Here is a 21,221-nt window from a genome sequence, read left to right on the forward strand (position 1 = left end):
ATTTTACCATCATAATGGCAAATAGAAATCCCTTCAGATATAAAGCCATATATCTGAAGGGATTATTTTTTATATTGCTTAATGCTAATATATGTTAACACTCATATCAGTCATTTAAGAATTTTTTAAGTAATTCATTTACCATTCCCGGATTAGCTCGGCCTTTAGATTCCTTCATAACTTGACCAACTAAGAAGCCTATAGCCTTACCATTACCACTCTTGAAGTCTGCCACTGGTTGTGGGTTATTAGCAATAACTTGCTTAACTATTTCTTCAATGGCACCAGTATCTGTAATTTGAACTAAACCTTCCTCTTTTACAATAGTATCAGCATCCTTGCCGGATTCCCACATGGATACGATAACTTTTTTCGCGATTTTACCGGAAATTGTACCTTTGTCGATTAGGGCAATCATACCAGCCAAGTTTTCAGGACTTACCTTGGATTCAGCAAATGTTAAACCGCTTTCATTAATCATCTTGGACAAGTCACCAAGCATCCAGTTAGCCACAGTTTTAGGATCTGCACCTGCTTTTACAGTAGCATCTAAGAAGTCCGCTGTTTTACGGGATACAGTAAGAATAGTTGCATCTTCACGAGACAAGCCATATTCAGATACAAAACGTTCAATCTTAGCATCTTGTAATTCTGGCAGTGCACGACGTACTTCTTCGATTTTTTCATCTGTAATTACGATTGGTACCAAATCTGGTTCTGGGAAGTAACGGTAATCGTTTTCTTCGTCTTTTTTACGCATCCCAAGCGTGATACCTTGTGCATCATCCCAAGTACGTGTTTCTTGATCTACTTTGCCGCCAGCTTCGATTAACTTAGCTTGACGCAACGCTTCATATTCAACAACTTTTTGAATTGCAGTTAAAGAGTTAACATTTTTAGTTTCTGTACGTGTACCAAATTCTGTAGTGCCACGTAAACGTACGGATACGTTACAGTCACCACGCAAAGAACCTTCTTCCATACGACCGTCAGATACTTCTAAATATTGTAAAATAGAACGTAATTTTTCAACGTATGCTCTCGCTTCTGCACCGGAACGAATATCTGGTTCAGATACGATTTCAAGAAGAGGTACACCCGTACGATTGTAGTCAACATTAGAAGATTTGGAGTCGGAAATAGTGTTGCCACTATGGACGAGTTTGCCTGCATCTTCTTCCATATGAATACGGGTAATACCAATGCGTTTAGTTTCACCATTAACCTCAATATCTAAATGACCATTTAGGCAAATTGGCAAATCATATTGAGATGTTTGATAGTTTTTAGGCAAATCAGGATAATAGTAGTTTTTACGGTCAAATTTGTTAAAGTTAAGGATTTCACAATTCAATGCTAAACCTACTTTAATAGCAAATTCTACTACTTGTTTATTTAACACAGGCATTGCACCAGGTAAGCCAAGGCACACTGGGCATACATGTGTATTTTGATCACCGCCGAATTCAGTGGTACAACCACAGAAGATTTTAGACTTAGTCTTAAGCTCTGTATGAACCTCTAAACCAACGACTGTTTCGTATTTACTACTCATAGAGAAACCTCCCCAGTTGGTGCTACTAATTGACAGTCTGGACGTGCTTGTTCAAATGTGAAAGCGGCACGTAACAATGTTTCTTCACCCATAGCAGGGCCAAGCAATTGTAAGCCGATTGGAAAATTACTGCTGCTCATACCTGCTGGAATGCTAATACCTGGAATACCTGCAAGGTTTGCTGGTACTGTACAGATATCTTCTAAGTACATTGCCAATGGATCATTTGCTTTTTCACCAAATTTATAAGACGTATTAGGTGCAGTTGGTGTTAAGATCAAATCCACTTTGGAGAATGCTTCATCAAATTCATTTTTAATGAGGCGGCGAACTTTTAATGCTTTCAAATAGTAAGCATCGTAGTAACCAGCACTCAATACATATGTACCTAACAAAATACGACGTTGTACTTCTGGACCAAATCCTTCTGTACGAGTTTTAGTAGACATTTCTACTAAATTATCCGCCGGTACGCGCATACCATAGCTTACACCGTCATAACGAGCCAAGTTAGAGCTTGCCTCTGCTAATGCGATGATATAATACGCAGATAATGCATATTTAGAGTTAGGCAAGGAAACCTCAACGATTTCAGCACCTAATTTTTTATATGTTTCGATAGCCTCTTCTATAGCTTTGCGAACTTCACTATTGAGACCTTCGCCAAAGAATTCTTTTGGCACACCGATTTTAAGATTTTGTACATCATTTACAAGAGCTGTAGTGTAATCTACGCGAGCCCCTGGAATCGATGTGGAATCCTTTGCATCGTAACCAGAAATAGCATTCAATACCAATGCAGCATCCGTTACATCCCGTGTAACAGGTCCAATTTGATCTAAAGAAGATGCAAAAGCAATAAGGCCGTAACGGGATACATTACCATAGGTTGGTTTCAATCCAACTACACCGCAGAAAGAGGCTGGTTGACGAATGGATCCACCTGTATCAGAACCGAGAGCCCAAATTGCAGAACCACTGGAAACAGCAGCTGCACTACCACCAGAAGAACCACCCGGTACACAGTCAATATTCCATGGATTAGTCGTTTTTGCTAATGCAGAATTCTCTGTAGAACCGCCCATAGCAAATTCATCCATATTAAGTTTACCAAGGCTAATATAATGATTGTCTTGTAATCGCTCGATAACAGACGCATTATATGGAGGCACAAAGTTTTCTAACATTTTAGACGCACAAGTTGCGGGTTCGTCTTTGATACAAATATTATCTTTAATTGCACCAGGAATACCAGCTAGTGGAGAAATCGCTTCACCTTTAGCAATTGCTTCATCTACAACCTTAGCTATAGTTAAAGCACGGTCATGAGAATCGGACAAGTACGCATGCACAGTCGGTTCCACTTTAGCTTTATGAGCAATAACAGCATTCGTCAATTCAACGGCACTGATTTCTTTATTCACAAGTTTTTTATGTAATTCATGAATTGTCGGCACAGCAAAATCTCCTATTCTTGTACAACACGAGGCACTTTAAAGTACCCATCTTCTGCTTCTGGAGCATTGGATAAAGCTAACTCATGATCAAGGGATGGTTTCTTTTCATCCTCTCTAAATACATTGTGTAAAGGTACAGCATGAGCCATTGGTTCAACACCATCTAGTTCTAATGCATCTAGTTCAGCAACATAGGTCAAGATGTCGGACAACTCTTTTTCTACATGTGCCATATGTTCTTCTTTAACTTCCAAACGTGAAAGCAAGGCGATTTTTTTTATTTCCTCTTGGCTGATTTTCATCGGAACACATCCTTTCATAATTACTTATTATAAAGCATAGATGTATTATTTTCAAAGGAATTACTATACCTGTACAGCGACTTTACGTAGGACGGAGCAAGCAGGTATAGTAATTCCTTTTTTACTAATTAATGCTAATAAAACGGGGCCCATAAAAAATTAAATATCTTTTCCAAGTTCTTTTAATAGCTCTACGAACTCTTCTTCGTTTATCACACGAATACCCAATTCATTTGCTTTAGTGAGTTTACTACCACTATCTTCACCAGCTATAACAAGTGTTGTCTTCTTAGAAACGGAACCAGTAACCTTAGCCCCATGAGCTTCAAGGATTTTACCCGCTTCAGTACGTCCCATCACCTCAAGCTTGCCTGTGAGAACGACGATTTCGCCTTCCAATTGATTGCCTGCAGCTTCTACTACATCTACAGTCATCTTAAGACCTGCTTGAGTTAAGCCTTCAATAATTGCCACATGTGATGGATCTTGACGATATTCAATAATGCTATCTGCCATTGTGGGACCGATTTCTTCAACTGCAACTAGCTCATCCTTAGTAATAGTCATGAACCGTTCCATAGATTTGACTACATTAGCTATAGTGGTAGCAGCCTTAGAGCCAATTAAACGGATTCCTAAACCATATAAGACTCGATCCAAACCGCGTGATTTAGAATCATTAATAGCTTTCACCAAATTTTCTGCAGATTTTTTACCCATACGGTCCATCGTAACAAGTTGGTCTACAGTTAAATGATATAAATCAACAACATTTGTAATTAACTTGTTGTTGATCAAATTTTCTACGATACTAGGACCAAGGCCATCGATATTCATAGCGTCACGAGAGGCAAAGTGGATAATTTGTTCCTTTTCAATAGCTGGACAATGTTTATTCGTACATCGAACTGCCGCTTCTCCTTCACGACGAACTGCAGGAGATTCGCATACAGGACATGTATTAGGAATTGTAAAAGGAATTTCAGAACCATTTCGCTTTTCAGGAACAACACGGATAACCTCCGGAATGATTTCCGCCGCCTTGTGAATGATAACGTGGTCCCCAATACGAATATCCTTTTCATCGATAAAATCTTGGTTGTGTAATGTGACTCGGCTTACGTTCGTACCAGATACAAATACGGATTCAAGCTCACCAGTAGGAGTTAGAACCCCTGTGCGACCTACATTAATGGTAATATCTTTAAGGATTGTTTCCACTTCTTCAGGTGGATACTTGTACGCAGTGGCCCATTTAGGATCCTTTGCAGTGCTACCAAGAACCTCTTGATCATCAAAGCTATTTACCTTAATAACCATTCCATCTGTATCATATGGAAGTTCATGGCGCTTATCTCCCCAATAATTAATGGCTTCAATTACTTCATCAATTGTTTTACATACACGATAATGAGGATTTACAGAGAACTTAAAGTTCTCTAAGCTCTTAAGCAATTCCTCTTGGCTATGAATATTGGCTCCCACTTCAGAACCTATAGCATATGCGAAAAATGCTAAATTCCGGTTAGCAGTAATAGCTGGGTCTTGTTGGCGTAAGGAACCTGCTGCAGCATTTCGGGGATTTACAAAGGTTGGGAGACCTTCTTCATCACGTTCTTCATTAATACGTTTAAATTCACTATGAGGCATATATGCTTCACCGCGAACTTCAATAAACTCAGGTGCATTATCTAAAAATAATGGAATAGATTTAATGGTACGTACATTAGCTGTTACATCTTCGCCAACGCGACCATCACCACGCGTAACAGCACGGACAAACATACCATTTTCATAATGTAAATTAACCGCTAAGCCATCGATTTTAAGTTCTACCACATACGCAGAAGGCTTATGGCCAAGTTCCTTTTCTACACGATTTCCAAATGCTCGTACTTCATCAGCATTAAATACATTACTAAGGCTTAACATAGGACGTCCATGAACGACCTTTTCAAAGGAGCCTTCCACCTTCATACCAACCCGTTGTGTTGGAGAAGATGGCACAATATATTCAGGATGAGCTGTTTCTAACTCCACAAGCTCACGATATTTTTTATCATATTCAAAGTCGCTCATAGTAGGAGCATCCTTTACGTAGTATAAGTACTGCGCATGAGTGAGTTCCTGTTGCAACTCTTTAATTCTATCTTTCGGATCCATTTTATATCCTTTTTTACAGAAATATAGTTATTTAAATAATTGTATATGTTCCCCATTTAACCATATACATAATTAGGATAATCATCCCTTTTTAACTGGTGCAAATTTTGCCATTACAACGCGCACACCTTGTGTAGGAAACTCAATAGTCAATTTCATACCAGCACCTTCACCAGTTACGTTGATTACTTTGCCATTCCCCCATTTACTATGAATCGCCGTATCGCCCACCTTCCAGTCAGCAATTACTTCATTGCGTACGATTGGCTTCGTCACGGGGCGGCTAGTAACACTCATATGTTGAGGTACATGACGTTTAATATCATCAGGCACTTTACGCTTAGCACGTAAGCCATCTACTAACTCTTCTGGAATTTCATCGATAAAACGAGATGGTAAATAGCTGCTAGTGCGTCCAAATACGGTACGCGTAGTGGCATTAGAAATATATAATTCCTTTTCAGCACGAGTAATACCTACATAAGCAAGGCGGCGTTCCTCTTCAATTTCCTCAGGGTTCATCAAGGTGCGACTATGAGGGAATAAACCTTCCTCCAAGCCACCTAAGAATACAATAGGGAATTCCAAACCTTTCGCAGCATGTAATGTCATCAATGTAACTTTAGACTCTTCTTGCTCGAAAGAATCAACATCATTTACAAGTGCTACTTGTTCCAAGAAGTCTTCCACTGTACCAGTTGGATTTGTATCTTGGAAGTCTTTAGCTACAGATAAAAGTTCACCGATATTCTCAGCGCGAGCCTGATCTTGTGGATCTGTACTCTCTTCTAATTGTGCCAAGTAACCGGTTCTATCGAGAATAGATTCTAAGATATCAAGTACCGTTTTATCTTCCATTTCAGCTACGAGAGTAAAGATAAGGATACCAAATTCCTCTAACTTTTCCTTTGTCTTACCTTTAATCGTATCTACTAGATGCAACTGTGTTAATGTCATAAACAAGGACGTGCCATTTGCGCGAGCATAATCTTGTAGTTTTGCCACTGTAGTAGCACCAATACTACGCTTAGGTACATTGATGATGCGCAATAAACTCAAATCATCGAATGGATTATATAACACGCGTAAGTAAGCTAAAACGTCCTTAATTTCTTTACGATCATAGAACTTCGTGCCCCCTACCATCGTATATGGCAGAGCCCGTTTAATCAGCGCTTCTTCAAGTACACGAGATTGAGCATTTGTACGGTACAAAATAGCCATATCACCATAAGGCACACCATGAATATCGTGCTTTTTAGCGATAGTATCGCCGATGAAAGCAGCTTCTTCATGTTCAGACTGAGCCGTAAAATGCTGAATTTTAGCCCCTTCTGTCTTATCTGTCCATAAATTTTTCTTAGGACGGCCTTCATTATTTTCAATTACCGCATTGGCTGCATCAAGAATAATCTTTGTAGAACGATAGTTTTGTTCCAACTTGATGGATGTACAGTTCGGATAATCCTTTTCAAAGTCCAAGATATTTTGAATATCTGCGCCACGCCATGCGTAAATACTTTGATCAGCATCACCTACAACGGCAATATTTTTCCAATGAGAGGCTAATAATTTAGCCAATAAATATTGAGCATGGTTCGTATCTTGATATTCGTCGATCATAACATAACGAAAACGTTTGCTATATTTATCTAACACAGCCTCATTGGACTGTAATAATTTAACAGCTACCAATAAAAGATCATCAAAATCTAGAGCATTATTCTTACGCAATTCCCGTTCATAATACTCATATACATCAGCAACCTTTTCTTGGTAAAAGTCTCTTGCTTGCTTTCTAAAATCTGAGGCAAATAACAATTTATTTTTTGCATCAGATATGGCACCAATCATAGCACCTACAGGATAGTATTTATCGTCGAGGTTTAATGCTTTTAAAGCAGCCTTAATAACAGCTTGAGAGTCAGATGTATCGTAGATTGTAAAGTTACTGTTATAACCTAAGAAGTTATCTAATTCAAAACGCAAGAATTTCGCACAGAAGCTATGAAATGTGCTGAGCCAAATGCGATTGGCTACATCACCAACAAGACCTTCTACACGGCTTTTCATCTCCTTAGCCGCTTTGTTGGTAAATGTAATCGCCAAGATTTCATATGGATTAACACCTTGAGCTAATAAATGTGCAATGCGAACGGTTAACACCTTTGTTTTACCAGATCCAGCACCAGCTAAAATCAATAAAGGGCCTTCCGTATGTTGAACGGCTTGTTGCTGCTCTTTATTTAAACCTGTTAGTAATGAATTCATCGGAACACCCCTATCGCCCTTACAAATACTATAGTTTGATAATCATATAAATAGAGAAGAAGAACGTTGCAAGCAACGTTCTTTATCTTTGTATACTACTATACTATTTCATAGCACCAAGAATTGGTGGTACGATTTGTTTTTTACGAGACATAGTATTTGGCAAGAATACACCATTGTCTTTAACTTCTTTTTCGAATGCTTTTGTTACTACAGCCTCAACATCACCACTGAATAGCAATGTAGTGCTTTCATCAAGAATATTTGTAACCATAATGTAAGATGCATCGTAGTTGTTAGCACTGCGAAGAGCTTCTAAAGCCGCTACAAGTTCCCCTTGTTTAGCCAATACATCTGTTGTATCCATAACAGAAATTTGGCCGATAGAAATTGTTTTACCTGCTTCAGAAAATTCTTTCATATCAGTACGAACAATATCATCATTAGTCAAATCAGAAATGTCTGCACCAGCTTTTAACATATCAAGGCCATAAGATTCGATGTCAACACCAGCGATTTCAGCTAATTTATGAGCCATTTCTTTATCTGTTTCTGTGCATGTTGGAGAACGGAATAATACAGTATCAGAAATGATAGCAGATAACATCAAACCAGCAATACCTTTAGGAATTTCTTGATTGTTTTCTATGTATAATTTAGTAATGATTGTATTAGAGCAACCTACTGGTTCTAAACGCATGAATACAGGACCATCAGTTTCGAAATCACCAATGCGGTGATGATCCACAACACCGCACATATTCATAGACTTGTAACCGTCAATGATTTGTTTAGATTCATTGTGGTCTGTTAGGTATAAGTTGCCACCTTCTGGAGCAAATTCTTCCCAGTTCTTAACGATTTGTGGATGTTCAAAACCAAAATGGTTCAAAATGTATGTTGTTTCTTTGTTCGCTTCACCTGCACATACTGGAGTTGCTGGTGTACCCATTTGAGTTAACAAATTAGCAAAAGAAATAGCAGAACAAATGGAATCTGTATCAGGGCTTTTATGACCTGCTACATATGTTTTTACTTCACTCATAATATACCTCTTTTATATTAATTTCACACTTAATATCGACTTACGTCAATCCGATTTTTAACTCTATTATTATATCATAAATTATATAAAAAAACACGCCACTACTAAGTAGTGGCGTGTTTTTATCATTCTACAAAATTATCTAATGTAGATGATTAGTCGTGCTTTTTTTTGCGGTTTGTCAATAAACCAGGCCCAAGTGTTTCAATGATGATAAACAACATTGGAATGATAAAGATACCAAACAATGTTGCTGTTGTCATCCCTGCTACTACTGTAATACCCATAGTTGTTCTAGCACCAGAACCAGCACCAGAAGACAATGCCAATGGCAATACACCAAGGATAAACGCAAAGGATGTCATCAAGATTGGACGTAAACGAATTTTTGCAGCTTCGATAGCGGCATCAACAACGTTCATACCACGTTCGTCTACACGAATCTTAGCGTACTCGATGATTAAGATCGCATTTTTTGCGGCCAAACCAACAAGGGTCAAAAGACCGATTTGCATATAAATATCGTTAGCTAAGGAATATCTACCTGTAAAATTCAACAAGAATGGAACTAAAGAAGCTCCAATCATACCAGATGGTACAGAGAACAATACGGCAAATGGAACCTTCCAAGATTCATACAAAGCAGCCAAGATTAAGAATACAAATACTAGACCTAAACCAAGAATCATGATGGTTTGAGAACCAGCTTTCAATTCTTCACGAGATTGATCTGCCCAGTCATATGTATAACCAGCTGGTAACGTTTTAGCTGCCGCCTCTTTCAATGCATTAATAGCATCACCAGAGGAGTAACCACGTGCTTGAGAACCGCCGATTTGTACAGCCATAGCATTATCAAAACGTGTAATACTAGATGGCATACCAGTTTGTTCCTTCGTAATATAGTTAGAAACTGGAACCATAAGGCCCTTACTATTACGAACAGCTAACATATTAAGCTGATCTGCATTTTGACGATAAGCGTCTTCAGCTTGAACTACTACTTTGTAGTTTTTACCATATGTAGTAAAGTCATTGACTTGAATACTACCATAGAAACCTTGTAATGTAGTAAAAATATCTGCTAATGCCACACCATCTTGGGCCGCTTTTTCGCGGTTTACATCAAATTGTAAGGATGGTGTAGATGTATCGAAGGTAGTGTAAACAGATTGAATGGCAGGGCTCTTACGAGCTTCTGCTAAGAATTCATTAGCACGTTCCGCCATAACTTGTGGGCTATCACCAGCTTTGTTGATGATGTACATGCTAAAACCACCAGTAGTACCAAGACCAGGAATAGATGGTGGATTCAATGCAATAACTGTAGCTTCAGGAACACCTTGTGCAGCAAAGCCAAATGTTTGACCAATCATAGCATTAATGGATGTAGCTTGTGTTGTACGATACTTCCAGTCAGACATGGTTGCAAAAATTACACCAGCACTAGATTTTTGACCGCCACCTAAAAGGTCAAAGCCTGCTACAGTAAATACTTCTTGGAATAATTGTTCATCCTTAGGCTTTTCAGGATCATTTTTACCTTCCAAGAAAGATGCGATTTTTTCAAGTGTAGCCATAGTACGTTCTGATGTAGCACCAGGTGGCTCATTAACAGCAATCATGTAGTAACCACTATCCTCTGCAGGTACAAAGGATGTTGGTAAGAAGTGGAATACTAAACCTGTACCACCAGCAAAGATTAATAATGCAATAACAGTTAAGCTCAAACGATGGCTTAAACGAGCCAATTGGATACCATACCAATTGCTAAAACGCTCTAAAGCTGCATTAAATTTGTTTAACTGACGATGTACCCAGTCTTCACGCTCTTTAGGTGTGTGAGGTTTTAACATCGTAGCACATAGGGCTGGTGTCAAAACAAGAGCGACAATCGCAGAAATAACAACAGATACAGCGATTGTTAAAGCAAACTGTTTGTAAAGGATACCTGTCATACCACCCATGAAGGCAACCGGTACGAATACCGCTACCAATACAAAGGCGATACCAATTACAGGGCCTTGTACATTTTCCATCGCTTTAATAGCCGCCTCTTTAGGAGACAAACCATTATATTGTAATTCGTACTCTACCGCTTCTACTACTACGATAGCATCGTCAACTACGAGGCCGATAGCCAATACCATGGCAAATAGAGTTAATGTATTGATGGAGAAATCTAATAATACGAATGCCCCAAATGTACCAAGCAAAGATACTGGCACAGCAATCATAGGAATAATTGTAGATCGCCAGGATTGTAAGAATACATATACTACAAAAAGAACGAGTAGTAATGCTTCTACAAAGGTATGCTCTACCTCATTAATAGAGGCACTTACGAATTTAGTATTATCTACAACTACGTTATATTGCATATCTGGTGGGAAGGATTTAGATTGTTCATCTAGTACCTTCTTAACATTCGCAATAGTTTCTAATGCATTGGCATCATTTTGTAAGGAAATAGCAAAACCTGCTACCTCTTTATGTGCGGACTTAGCAATAAAGTCATATCCTTTAGCACCAATTTGAATGCGAGCAACATCTTTTAGATGCAATACCTTACCATTAGAGCTTTTAATAGCAATATTACCAAATTGTTCAGGTGTTACAAGACGACCTTCAATTTTGATAGGGTATTGAAATGCTTGTTCCCCATTAGTAGGATTTTGACCAACTGTACCTGCAGCAGCCTGTAAGTTTTGTCCCTTAATAGCTGCTGTTACTTCAGAAATGGTAACACCAAGATTTTGCATCTTCGCTGGATCTAACCAAATGCGCATAGCATAATCAGAACCGAACTCTTGTACAGAACCGACACCCTTAATGGCTTTAATAGCATCCATCATATAGTTGGTACTATAGTTCTTTAAGAATGTAGAATCATAAGTACCATCAGGTGAGTTCAAGGAAAATACCATAGCCATATCACCAGAAGATTTAGTAGTTGTAACACCAACTGCTTGTACCTCTGCAGGTAATTGAGCAAGTGCTGCTTGTACACGGTTTTGTGTATTAACCGTATCCATATCGGCATCTGTGCCTTGATTGAACTGAACAGTCAAAGAGTAACTACCATTACTAGAGCTACTAGATGTCATATAGTCCATATCTTGTACGCCTACGATTTGTGTTTCAATAACACTGGCTACCGTATCATTAACAACTTGAGCCGTTGCACCTGTATAGGCAGTGTTTACACGAACTGTAGGTGGAGAAATTTGTGGATATCGAGCTATCGGAAGGTTCATCATAGAAATGAGACCTACCAAGGTAATAACAATGGCTATTACAATGGCAAAGATAGGTCGATTAATAAAGAATTTCGACACGATCTAGCCCCCTTCTATTTTGTAGTTTTTAATTGTTCTTTTGAAAGCAATTTAGCATTAACCTTCACACCGTTTTTAACCTTAGTTAAGCCATCAACGATGATTGTGTCTCCAGGTGCTAAACCGGCTTTAATAATTGTATCGCTACCACTTGTACCGCCAACTTCAACACTTTTTTGTTCTACTACACCATCAGCATTTACAACATAGATAAAGTTTTTATCCATGATTTGAAGAATGGCACGACTAGGAACAAGAATAGCATCTTTAAGTTTTTGACCAGGAGAAATCACTGTAGCAAACATATTTGGCAACAACAAATGATCAGGATTTGGGAAAGATGCTTTCAACACAAGCTTACCTGTTGATTGATCAAGACTTTTTGCGGCTTGAACAATAGAACCCGGTTGATTATACGTTTCGCCATCAGCAAGTTTTAATTGAATATTTGGACCATTGGAATCATCGCCAGTTGGATTTTTCATGAAGTCAAGATATTCTTGCTCTGTCATACTAAATTCAACAAAGATAGGATCGATAGAATCAATAGTTACTAATGTTGTAGAACCTGCTTGTACAAATGTCCCCATATCGATATCATCCATACGTAATGTACCAGAATATGGTGCATATACCATTGTATCGCCATAGTTATCTTGAGCAATTTTTACGGATGCTTGGTATGCTTCATAAGCTGCCTTAGCTTGTTCTACAGTACTGCGTTGTGTATCTACACGTTGTTGCGCAATAGCATCTTGTTGAGCTAATGTTTCATAACGATTAAGGTCTACTTCAGCATTTTTATAGTTTGCATTAGCTTGAGCTGCTTGTGCTTCTGCATTAGCAAGAGTAGCTTCGTATTGACGAGAATCGATACGATATAATGGCTGGCCAGCTACAACTTGCTCCCCGCCTTTAACAAATTTTTCAACTACGTAACCAGTTACACGAGCATGTACAGCTACAGAGTTTTCTGCAACTACCGTACCAGCATAGGTTTGGTTTACCTGTGCATCACTTGCAGTAATTTTGTATGCATTGACACTCACGTCACCTGCTTGCTGTTGATTACTGCCACAACCAGCAACCATTACAGCGGATACAACGAGAGCCGCTAACATACGGGAATAACGGAACTTCATTATCTGTACTCCTTTACACGAAACTAATCATCTATGTGTCATAATTACATAAATTTCTTTATATATTTTACAGGATTCTATAGATAAAGTCAATTTTTCCGATACCCCTCTACTTTTGTAGAACATAGATAAAATCTGATTAAACCCACATATATTGTATGCAACAAAAATGTTAAAAACTATTGACATTTTATATTCAATATGAACTTAAATAGTTTTAGAATTATAAAACTATATATTACTAGTTTACTTTTTTTCAGTTAATACCGTATAACCATGATCCTCAACTAAGATTACTTCATTATTGTTTATCGGCACTAATGGTATCTTATTTTGATAAGTATCTAATGTTTTCTGAGCAGTCTCTTCAAATGGATACTCTCCTAAATGAGGCACAACATAATGATTAAATACATTTACACCCATATAATCATCTAATTCAGATGCTATACTTTTATCATCCATTATCTGATTATATTCAATATTTTCAGACATAATAATTGCGCCAGCAGATTCACCAATATATAATAAGCCTTCTTTGATTCTTTCATAAAGTAGGCCTATAAGATTTTTCTTTTTCAGCTCTTGTAATAGATAAAATGTGTTACCACCAGATATACAGATACATTCAGTCTTTGAAAGTTTATTCTTTAAATAATCTTCATCATATTTAGAAATATCAATAATTTCCAATTCATATCCTAAAGACTTTAACATCTCAACACCTTCATCAATATATCCAGTATATGGTTCAACATTTCCAGCAGTAGGAATAAAAACTATTTTATTCGAAATCATTTTTGAAAGATACTTTTTTGTTATATTTTTTGTTCCTGCTAAATATGACATAAGTAAAATTTCCATGCTTTATCACCTCAAAGACTCTTTATTTAAATTAATTTGAAAATTTTATTATTAATATACAAAAAAACGCCTAAGAATCTACCTAGACGGTTTTAAAACCACTTAATCTGCTTTCCTTTATCTATTATAGCCGAATAATCACAAATTTATCTGTAAGCGCAAACTTATTTCTTAAAATGTACGCTTCTTATTTGGTGGAGATGAGGGGAGTCGAACCCCTGTCCAAGAGTGTTGCCATATAGACTTCTCCGAGCACAGTCTATGATTGAGATCTCGGGTTGCTATCGCTCACAGACAAGCTACACAACCCCAGTTCATATTGTCTCGCCTAATTCATATGAACAACTAAATTAGACCAGCCTACTGTTTGACGTCCATTCACACTTGGTAGGCACAAGTATGAGGGACGTAGCTTATGCAGCTAATGCAAAATTTTCTTCTGCGTTTAAATGTTTTCCCACCGTTTAACGGCCTCATGGAACGCCGACTCGCTATCTATACCACACGCACCCCTGTCGAAACCTTTACATCCCCGTGCGTCGGTCTCATAATTATAAGCCCATTTAATACAGCTGTCAATTATATAGAGCCTTTATAATTCAGTTAAATCTATAACTTCTAGATTACTTTATCCACTACTACAAATGAAGCTATTATATAGAATCATAAAATTAATTCAATTCTTTGATAGCTTTATCCAATGTCCGGCACACATAATCAATTTGTTCTTTATTATGAGCAGCTGTAACGGTTAAACGAATTCTACTTTCACCAACAGGAACTGTAGGCGGACGTATCGCTGTACCTATAATTCCAGCATTGTATAGATAATCAGATACTGCTAGTGTATCTTCATTACTTCCGATTAATATTGGGAAAATTGGAGTTTCATTGGTCGCTTCAATTCCCATGGCAATCAATTGAAGAGCCATATAGTTTACGTTCTCTTGTAAACGTCCTAATACAGATGTATCAGACTCAAGAATATGCAACGCAGCCAGGGCTGCCCCTATGTCAGCAGGAGATAATGCAGTGGAGAATATAAAGCTACGACTCATATTCACAAGATAATCAATGATGGTGCTATTAGCAGCTACATAGCCGCCAACAGAACCTAACGATTTGCTCAATGTACCTAGCTGAATATCCACTTCTTTCTCGAGACCATAATAAGCAGCCGTTCCATGACCGCTACCAATGGTCCCCGTCGCATGAGCATCGTCTACCATAAGTAAAGCATTATACTCACGGCTAACCTCGTAAAGCTTATCTAATAAGGCTATATCGCCATCCATGCTAAAGACCCCATCTGTGACAATGAGCTTACGTGCATTACGATCTACTTGTTTAAGTAAAAACTTTAACTCCTCTACATCACAGTGACTATAGGCTTTTACAGTAGCCTTACTCAATCTACAACCATCAATAATACTAGCATGGTTTAATTCATCGCTAAAAATGGTCATATTTTTATCTGCTATGGCAGAAATAGTACCTACATTTGCCATGTAACCCGTATTAAAGACGAGAGCTTTTTCTGTATTCTTAAATTTTGCTAGTTCTCTTTCAAGATCTGTAAACAAGGGAAATGTACCGGATACCAGACGCGATCCACCTGATCCAGTACCATATTGTTGAGCTCCCTTAATGGCCCCCTCTATTACACGTTCATCAAAAGTAAGACCTAAATAATTATTTGACGCCATCATCAAATATTCTTTATCATTTCTTTTAACACGTACTGCGTCTATAGGGCAATATTCCGTTAATGTACGCAAATTTAGGTTATTGATTTTATTATTTAATTGCTCTTGGAAGAATTTATACATACAATCACCGCTGAACAAGTACTGGTGCTTTTTCCAAATACTTGATTACACAGTCCACATCAGTATTTGGTTTAACAAAAAATACACGCCCTCCTAGATTAGATCCAAATTCTTTCATGCTAGGAATTCGATGGTAAATATCATTGCAAGCAACATAGCCTACTGTGTAATCAGGATCATCAGACCAACATAATTCACCTACAATCCCCTCTGCAGATTGCACTTTAGAAGCCAATACTAAGGCCTCTCTCATATGTTCATTTTCCCCTAGTTTTTCAGAGTCAAAGGAGTCCATATGACTCACGCGAACACCACGGTTACCAGAATCTATGCGCTCACCAGAAATTGCATCAACCAACATAGCACCTCGCATAGATGAATCTAAACCTTCTAATAGATAAATAGCATGTTTAACAGCAGTTTCACTAATATCAGCGCCCTGTAAAAGTTCAACAGCTAATTGATGTGCCTCGGCAACAGTATTCGCCAAATGTTCATTTACCTTTAAACATTCTATATATGTAATTGTTTCTGCAGGAATTAAGTCCACTGTAATATTAATAAAATCAGCTGTCCCCTTACTATGATGCAGCGCTCGTTCGGCTAAAGACTGGGCAATAGATCCAACTTGATTTAAGGTCACAATGCGTTCTGCGCCAGAAATATGGTGGCCCCCGTTTTCATGGGGACCACCTTGAGCCGCGCGCATACGCACACTATATAATTCGTCCATTATGATACCTTACCTTTAACTACATTACTTTGAGGTACTTGGTTGTGAATTTTATAGAATACTTTCACAAATACTGGTGCCATAATTACTGTAAAGATCATACCTGGAACTGCGAGAGCTATCATCGGTAATGCAGCCTTACCAACGTATAAAGACAAAGATAATCGCGCTAAAGCAGATGCAATTGGACCAGAAACCATAATACCTATCATGTGATTATGGCAGATCCAAAGGATTAGTCCCACAATGAGCCGGAATTGCATAGCAATCATAACATTTAAAATAGTTTGAGTACCTAATGCTAAGCCTATTAGACTAGATAAACAACCACTTATAATATACTTTTTAAATCCGAATACGGCACATATCGCTACCGCCAACGGGGCTGATAATTGAAACTCTATACCTGGAATGACATTAGGTATTTTAATAGCCCCTAATACAGTAATCATGGCAGTTAAAATAGCAACCTCTGTAATGTACCGAATGTTCTGATTCATAATGTATCTCCTCTACTTAGAAAATGTCAACTACAAACATCTCTTATTGTTTACATTATAAATTCTCACTGTATTTTTATCAACCACTAAAAATAACATAGTTAACAAATATACAAAAAGAACCAAGCCATATCGACTTGATTCCTTATAATTCTTAATATTTTTGTTGCTCTTTAATTCGCTTAGCAATATCGCGCTTGGCATCACGTTCCGCCATATCTTGACGCTTGTCATAAAGTTTCTTACCAGTTACTAGACCCACAGTAACCTTTACATAACCGTGACTAAAATGAAAGTTTAGCGGCACTAAAGAAAATCCTTTTTCCTTAACTTGAGCATGTAACTTATTGATTTCAGATTTATGCATCAATAACTTGCGTGTCCGCTCCGGTTCATGGTTAAAACGATTACCTTGTTCATACGGACTGATATGTACACCATACAATAAAATTTCCCCTTTATCTATACGACAAAAGCTGTCCTTAAGATTAAGCTTACCTTGACGAATAGACTTTATTTCAGTTCCTGTTAAAGCAATACCAGCTTCATAGGTTTCATGAATATGAAAATCATGACGCGCCTTACGATTGTCAGCAATAAGCGATGGGCTAGATTTCTTTGCCATATTCTCCTCTATCGTTTACGTTTACTTTTAGATTTTTTAGATTGACTACGTTTTGTAGCTTTATTTGACTTCTTGCGACTCGATTTACCTTTTTTAGATTTTTTACTGAAAGCATCATATCTAGAACGCCCAGCTTTTGAATCATCTCGTTTAGAAGTTTTTCTACCGTTTTTTCGGGATGACTTTCGCCCCTTTAGATTTCCAAAACCATCACGACTAGTAGCATAGTCAGAGCCACTACTCAATTGTTCTTGGATAGCCATCAGATTATCTACTTCACCAAGAACAAAATCGATTTGTTTCTTTTCTACATCGGCTTTTACAAGTGTAACAGTAACCTTTTCACCTAAGTGATAGGTTTTACCTGTCCGCTTACCAACAAGAACAAAATGTTCTTCGTCAAAGAAATAATAATCGTCGTTCATCATGCTAATATGCACGAGACCGTCGATACCATTCTCTAACTCTACGAACATGCCAAAGGAGGTTATGCTCGCAATAGTGCCTTCAAAAACTTCGCCTACAAATGGAACCATGTATTGAGTCTTCTTTAGATCAGTAGTTTCTCGTTCTGCCTCGGTTGCCACTTGTTCTTGTATGGAAGAATGTTCCACAGCACCAGCTAAGAAAGCTTCATCTACATCTCGTTTAGAGTATCCACCCTTCCAGTGCATATCCGCTTTTAAAAGTCGATGTACCATCAAATCCGGATAACGTCTAATGGGAGATGTAAAATGCGTATAGCAAGTGGATGCTAACCCAAAATGGCCGACGTTTTCAATGCTATATTTCGCTTGCTGCATAGAACGTAAGGTCATAATTTGAGCCACTTGCTCAATATCTTGTCCCTTCACTACATCAAGGATTTTTTGGAAATCTCGTGGTGTTACACCATCAGCACTAAGGACAAGAGTTTGACCTAAATAATGTAATACCTTTTGGAATAAATCCAATTTTTCTTCACTAGGATGTTCATGAATACGATATACCGATGTACGTTGAGTATCCTTTAAATGCGTAGCTACCGTCTCATTAGCAATGAGCATACATTCTTCGATAAGCCGCTCTGCCATAGTTCGATCGCGTTTTACGATACGCAACGGTGTACCATCGAGATCAAGTAATACCTTATATTCCGGAAAATCAAAGTCTAATGCCCCTCTACGACGACGCATACGATTTAAAATCTTAGAAATTTCTGCTAAGTCACGAAGTATAGGAATAAAATCTACTAAATCGTCAGGAACAATGTTTTCCTCTAACGCTTTATAAACTTCTTTATAGCTGCAACGACGTCCTACATGGATAATAGACGGACGAATACGATAATTAACAACTGTACCTGAATCATCAATTTCCATCATACACGTCATAGCATAGCGATCTTCGTGGGCATTTAAACTACAAATACCATTCGATAATACCTCTGGTAACATTGGTACTACGCGGTCCACTAAGTAAACTGAAGTCCCCCGCTTGTATGCTTCATTGTCAATAGGCTGGCCTGAAGTAACATAATGACTAACATCCGCAATGTGTACGCCTAGCTCATAATTACCATTTGGTAATTTACGACCACTTACAGCATCGTCAAGATCTTTTGCATCTTCTCCATCGATAGTTACCATTTGTAAGGCTCTAAGATCCCACCGCTTCGGATCTTCATGAACAATAGTATCTATCTTCTCACTTGCCTCAATTACCTCTTTAGGGAATGCAAAAGGAATCTTATGATTAGCCATAATACAGTTGATGTCTAGGCCTACATCCCCCTTATAACCTAAAATTTCTGTTATAATTCCTTCAGGTTTTTTATTGCCTTCAGGCCATTTTGTAATTTTTACTAGTACCTTAGCTCCACTCCGAGCATCTAAAGTATCTTTTAAATCTACAAAAATATCTGTTCCAATACGTTCATCATCTGGTACAACAAAGCCGAAGTGTTGTTGTCTGTCGTAAGTACCAACTATGGTTTCATTAGCACGCTCAATAACATCAACGATGATGCCTTCACGTTTATGTTTTGTATAATCTGATGGTACAATACGAACACGTACCTTATCATTATGCATAGCAGTTCCTTTATTTTGTTCTGCTACATAAATATCTTCATCATCCAGCATAATAACAAATCCATAAGATTTACGATATCCTTTGTAGATACCTTCATATTCTTCATGCTGTTGATCTTCATATCGGTATACATCTGGTCGAGATGAAGTTAATACGCCTTCACGGGCGAGCATTTTCGCAGATCGAATAAACATTTCAAGATCTTTGCCACCTCGAATACGATTATCCATTGCTGCATCCTCAATATGGTATGCATGTGGTTGTATAGATTTATAAAAGTCCAATACCTTCTTCTTCAAGTCTGCACCCCCTTATTAGGATGAAAAAAGAAAAAGCCTGCAAAGCAGGCTTTCATCATTAGAATTGATTAATCATTGCCCCTAACACTAAGCTCAACACAGCAAAGATAATCCCCAATATAATCGTACATTTAGATAAGAAAGCATCTAAACCGCGTTGCTTACCACCAAAAGAAGAGTCTGCCGCACCAGAAACAGCACCGCCCATGCCTGCATTTTTGCTATTTTGTGCAACAACTACTACAATTAATAAAATAGATACGATTACTTCTACAATCATTAAGAAATTTGTCACGACTGTCATCCTTCCTGTGATGCTCGATGCGAGCCCAATACACGATGTTCTAAATACTTCTCTAATTTACGTTTTACCCTTTGTAGCGCATTATCAATAGATTTAACACTACGATCTGTGACCTCAGCCATTTCTTGATAGGAACGTCCATCAAGGTATCCTTCCAAGACTTCCCATTCGAGATCACTTAAAATATGACCAATATTGTGCTCAATATCATCTAGTTCCTCTTGACTGATAATGAGGTCTTCAGGATTTGTAATCTTTGTTGAAGATAGCATTTCAATCAATGTACGCTCAGAGTCCTCTGTATACACCGGTTTATTTAAGGATATATAGGAGTTCAAAGGCGCATGTTTTTGTCTTGTAGCCGATTTAATAGCTGTAATAATTTGTCTAGTTATACAAAGTTCTGCAAAAGCTCTAAAAGACGCTAATTTATCATGTTTAAAATCTCGCGTCGCCTTATAGAGTCCAATCATCCCTTCTTGGATGATATCCTCTCGGTCGGCACCTACCAAAAAATAGGAGCGAGCCTTAGCTCTTACAAAGTTCTTATATTTATTAACAATATAATCGATTGCAAACTCATTTTGCTCTTCCTGAGCTATGACCACAACTTGCTCATCGGTCATTTCCTTGAAATTGTAATCGGACTTGCGTGTATGAATCATTTTCATAAGCTCCTCCTTACAATTGAGCGAGAAAAACCAATATATTTATTATACTG

General features: G+C 37.9%; 16 protein-coding genes and 1 other RNA gene. All 17 read right to left on the reverse strand.

Annotated elements, in window-relative coordinates; all coding sequences use genetic code 11:
• Nucleotides 1-106: 106 nt before the first annotated feature.
• Complete coding sequence (gatB, locus tag ACGHIY_RS04930) at nt 107-1,555, reverse strand: Asp-tRNA(Asn)/Glu-tRNA(Gln) amidotransferase subunit GatB (protein ID WP_004695962.1); 1,449 nt, start codon at nt 1,553-1,555, stop codon at nt 107-109.
• Complete coding sequence (gene gatA, locus ACGHIY_RS04935; protein ID WP_329864914.1) at nt 1,552-3,012, reverse strand: Asp-tRNA(Asn)/Glu-tRNA(Gln) amidotransferase subunit GatA; 1,461 nt, start codon at nt 3,010-3,012, stop codon at nt 1,552-1,554. Before gatA ends, gatB begins: the two co-directional genes overlap by 4 nt.
• Nucleotides 3,013-3,023: 11 nt before the next feature.
• Nucleotides 3,024-3,314, reverse strand: a complete 291-nt coding sequence (gene gatC / locus ACGHIY_RS04940; RefSeq protein WP_004695967.1) for an Asp-tRNA(Asn)/Glu-tRNA(Gln) amidotransferase subunit GatC — start codon at nt 3,312-3,314, stop codon at nt 3,024-3,026.
• 159 nt (nt 3,315-3,473) lie between these two features.
• Entirely contained in the window at nt 3,474-5,477 is a 2,004-nt protein-coding gene (gene ligA / locus ACGHIY_RS04945; protein ID WP_390525319.1) for an NAD-dependent DNA ligase LigA, read from the reverse strand.
• Nucleotides 5,478-5,558: 81 nt separating this feature from the next.
• Nucleotides 5,559-7,748 carry a DNA helicase PcrA gene (gene pcrA / locus ACGHIY_RS04950; protein WP_270278693.1) on the reverse strand — a complete coding sequence of 730 codons (2,190 nt, stop codon included), beginning with the start codon at nt 7,746-7,748 and terminating at the stop codon, nt 5,559-5,561.
• 103 nt (nt 7,749-7,851) lie between these two features.
• Nucleotides 7,852-8,793 carry a manganese-dependent inorganic pyrophosphatase gene (locus tag ACGHIY_RS04955; protein ID WP_077708463.1) on the reverse strand — a complete coding sequence of 314 codons (942 nt, stop codon included), beginning with the start codon at nt 8,791-8,793 and terminating at the stop codon, nt 7,852-7,854.
• A 155-nt stretch (nt 8,794-8,948) separates the two neighbouring features.
• Nucleotides 8,949-12,131 (reverse strand): efflux RND transporter permease subunit, encoded by a 3,183-nt coding sequence (locus ACGHIY_RS04960; RefSeq protein ID WP_390525320.1) that lies wholly within the window; start codon nt 12,129-12,131, stop codon nt 8,949-8,951.
• Nucleotides 12,132-12,145: 14 nt separating this feature from the next.
• Nucleotides 12,146-13,273, reverse strand: a complete 1,128-nt coding sequence (locus tag ACGHIY_RS04965) for an efflux RND transporter periplasmic adaptor subunit (protein WP_077708465.1) — start codon at nt 13,271-13,273, stop codon at nt 12,146-12,148.
• A 246-nt stretch (nt 13,274-13,519) separates the two neighbouring features.
• Nucleotides 13,520-14,137: a Type 1 glutamine amidotransferase-like domain-containing protein gene (locus ACGHIY_RS04970; protein ID WP_008714022.1), complete on the reverse strand. Its 618-nt coding sequence runs from the start codon at nt 14,135-14,137 to the stop codon at nt 13,520-13,522.
• 192 nt (nt 14,138-14,329) lie between these two features.
• Nucleotides 14,330-14,671: a transfer-messenger RNA gene (gene ssrA, locus ACGHIY_RS04975) on the reverse strand.
• A 137-nt stretch (nt 14,672-14,808) separates the two neighbouring features.
• Nucleotides 14,809-15,966 carry an 8-amino-7-oxononanoate synthase gene (bioF, locus tag ACGHIY_RS04980; RefSeq protein WP_270278691.1) on the reverse strand — a complete coding sequence of 386 codons (1,158 nt, stop codon included), beginning with the start codon at nt 15,964-15,966 and terminating at the stop codon, nt 14,809-14,811.
• A 4-nt stretch (nt 15,967-15,970) separates the two neighbouring features.
• A complete protein-coding gene (locus ACGHIY_RS04985) occupies nt 15,971-16,699 on the reverse strand; it encodes a 6-carboxyhexanoate--CoA ligase (RefSeq protein WP_270278690.1) in 729 nt (242 codons plus the stop codon).
• On the reverse strand, nt 16,699-17,199 hold the full coding sequence (locus ACGHIY_RS04990) for a hypothetical protein (RefSeq protein ID WP_004695986.1): 501 nt from the start codon (nt 17,197-17,199) through the stop codon (nt 16,699-16,701). Before ACGHIY_RS04990 ends, ACGHIY_RS04985 begins: the two co-directional genes overlap by 1 nt.
• 154 nt (nt 17,200-17,353) lie before the next feature.
• Nucleotides 17,354-17,824: an SsrA-binding protein SmpB gene (smpB, locus tag ACGHIY_RS04995; protein WP_004695987.1), complete on the reverse strand. Its 471-nt coding sequence runs from the start codon at nt 17,822-17,824 to the stop codon at nt 17,354-17,356.
• An 8-nt stretch (nt 17,825-17,832) separates the two neighbouring features.
• A complete protein-coding gene (gene rnr / locus ACGHIY_RS05000; RefSeq protein ID WP_270278687.1) occupies nt 17,833-20,196 on the reverse strand; it encodes a ribonuclease R in 2,364 nt (787 codons plus the stop codon).
• Nucleotides 20,197-20,254: 58 nt separating this feature from the next.
• Nucleotides 20,255-20,491 (reverse strand): preprotein translocase subunit SecG, encoded by a 237-nt coding sequence (gene secG, locus ACGHIY_RS05005; protein ID WP_004695991.1) that lies wholly within the window; start codon nt 20,489-20,491, stop codon nt 20,255-20,257.
• A gap of 5 nt (nt 20,492-20,496) precedes the next feature.
• Nucleotides 20,497-21,171 carry an RNA polymerase sporulation sigma factor SigH gene (gene sigH, locus ACGHIY_RS05010; protein ID WP_004695993.1) on the reverse strand — a complete coding sequence of 225 codons (675 nt, stop codon included), beginning with the start codon at nt 21,169-21,171 and terminating at the stop codon, nt 20,497-20,499.
• Nucleotides 21,172-21,221: the final 50 nt, after the last annotated feature.

It is taken from the genome of Veillonella parvula (assembly GCF_042850485.1).
Taxonomy (GTDB): Bacteria; Bacillota; Negativicutes; order Veillonellales; family Veillonellaceae; genus Veillonella; species Veillonella parvula_Q.

Excerpts from the sequence above, each read along its gene's own strand:
- ACGHIY_RS04965 (WP_077708465.1), bottom strand. The coding sequence starts at position 13,273 with ATGAAGTTCCGTTATTCCCGTATGTTAGCGGCTCTCGTTGTATCCGCT.
- pcrA (WP_270278693.1), bottom strand. The coding sequence starts at position 7,748 with ATGAATTCATTACTAACAGGTTTAAATAAAGAGCAGCAACAAGCCGTT.
- ACGHIY_RS04985 (WP_270278690.1), bottom strand. The coding sequence starts at position 16,699 with ATGGACGAATTATATAGTGTGCGTATGCGCGCGGCTCAAGGTGGTCCC.
- ligA (WP_390525319.1), bottom strand. The coding sequence starts at position 5,477 with ATGGATCCGAAAGATAGAATTAAAGAGTTGCAACAGGAACTCACTCAT.
- sigH (WP_004695993.1), bottom strand. The coding sequence starts at position 21,171 with ATGAAAATGATTCATACACGCAAGTCCGATTACAATTTCAAGGAAATG.
- ACGHIY_RS04990 (WP_004695986.1), bottom strand. The coding sequence starts at position 17,199 with ATGAATCAGAACATTCGGTACATTACAGAGGTTGCTATTTTAACTGCC.
- gatB (WP_004695962.1), bottom strand. The coding sequence starts at position 1,555 with ATGAGTAGTAAATACGAAACAGTCGTTGGTTTAGAGGTTCATACAGAG.
- bioF (WP_270278691.1), bottom strand. The coding sequence starts at position 15,966 with ATGTATAAATTCTTCCAAGAGCAATTAAATAATAAAATCAATAACCTA.
- gatC (WP_004695967.1), bottom strand. The coding sequence starts at position 3,314 with ATGAAAATCAGCCAAGAGGAAATAAAAAAAATCGCCTTGCTTTCACGT.
- ACGHIY_RS04955 (WP_077708463.1), bottom strand. The coding sequence starts at position 8,793 with ATGAGTGAAGTAAAAACATATGTAGCAGGTCATAAAAGCCCTGATACA.
- ACGHIY_RS04970 (WP_008714022.1), bottom strand. The coding sequence starts at position 14,137 with ATGGAAATTTTACTTATGTCATATTTAGCAGGAACAAAAAATATAACA.
- smpB (WP_004695987.1), bottom strand. The coding sequence starts at position 17,824 with ATGGCAAAGAAATCTAGCCCATCGCTTATTGCTGACAATCGTAAGGCG.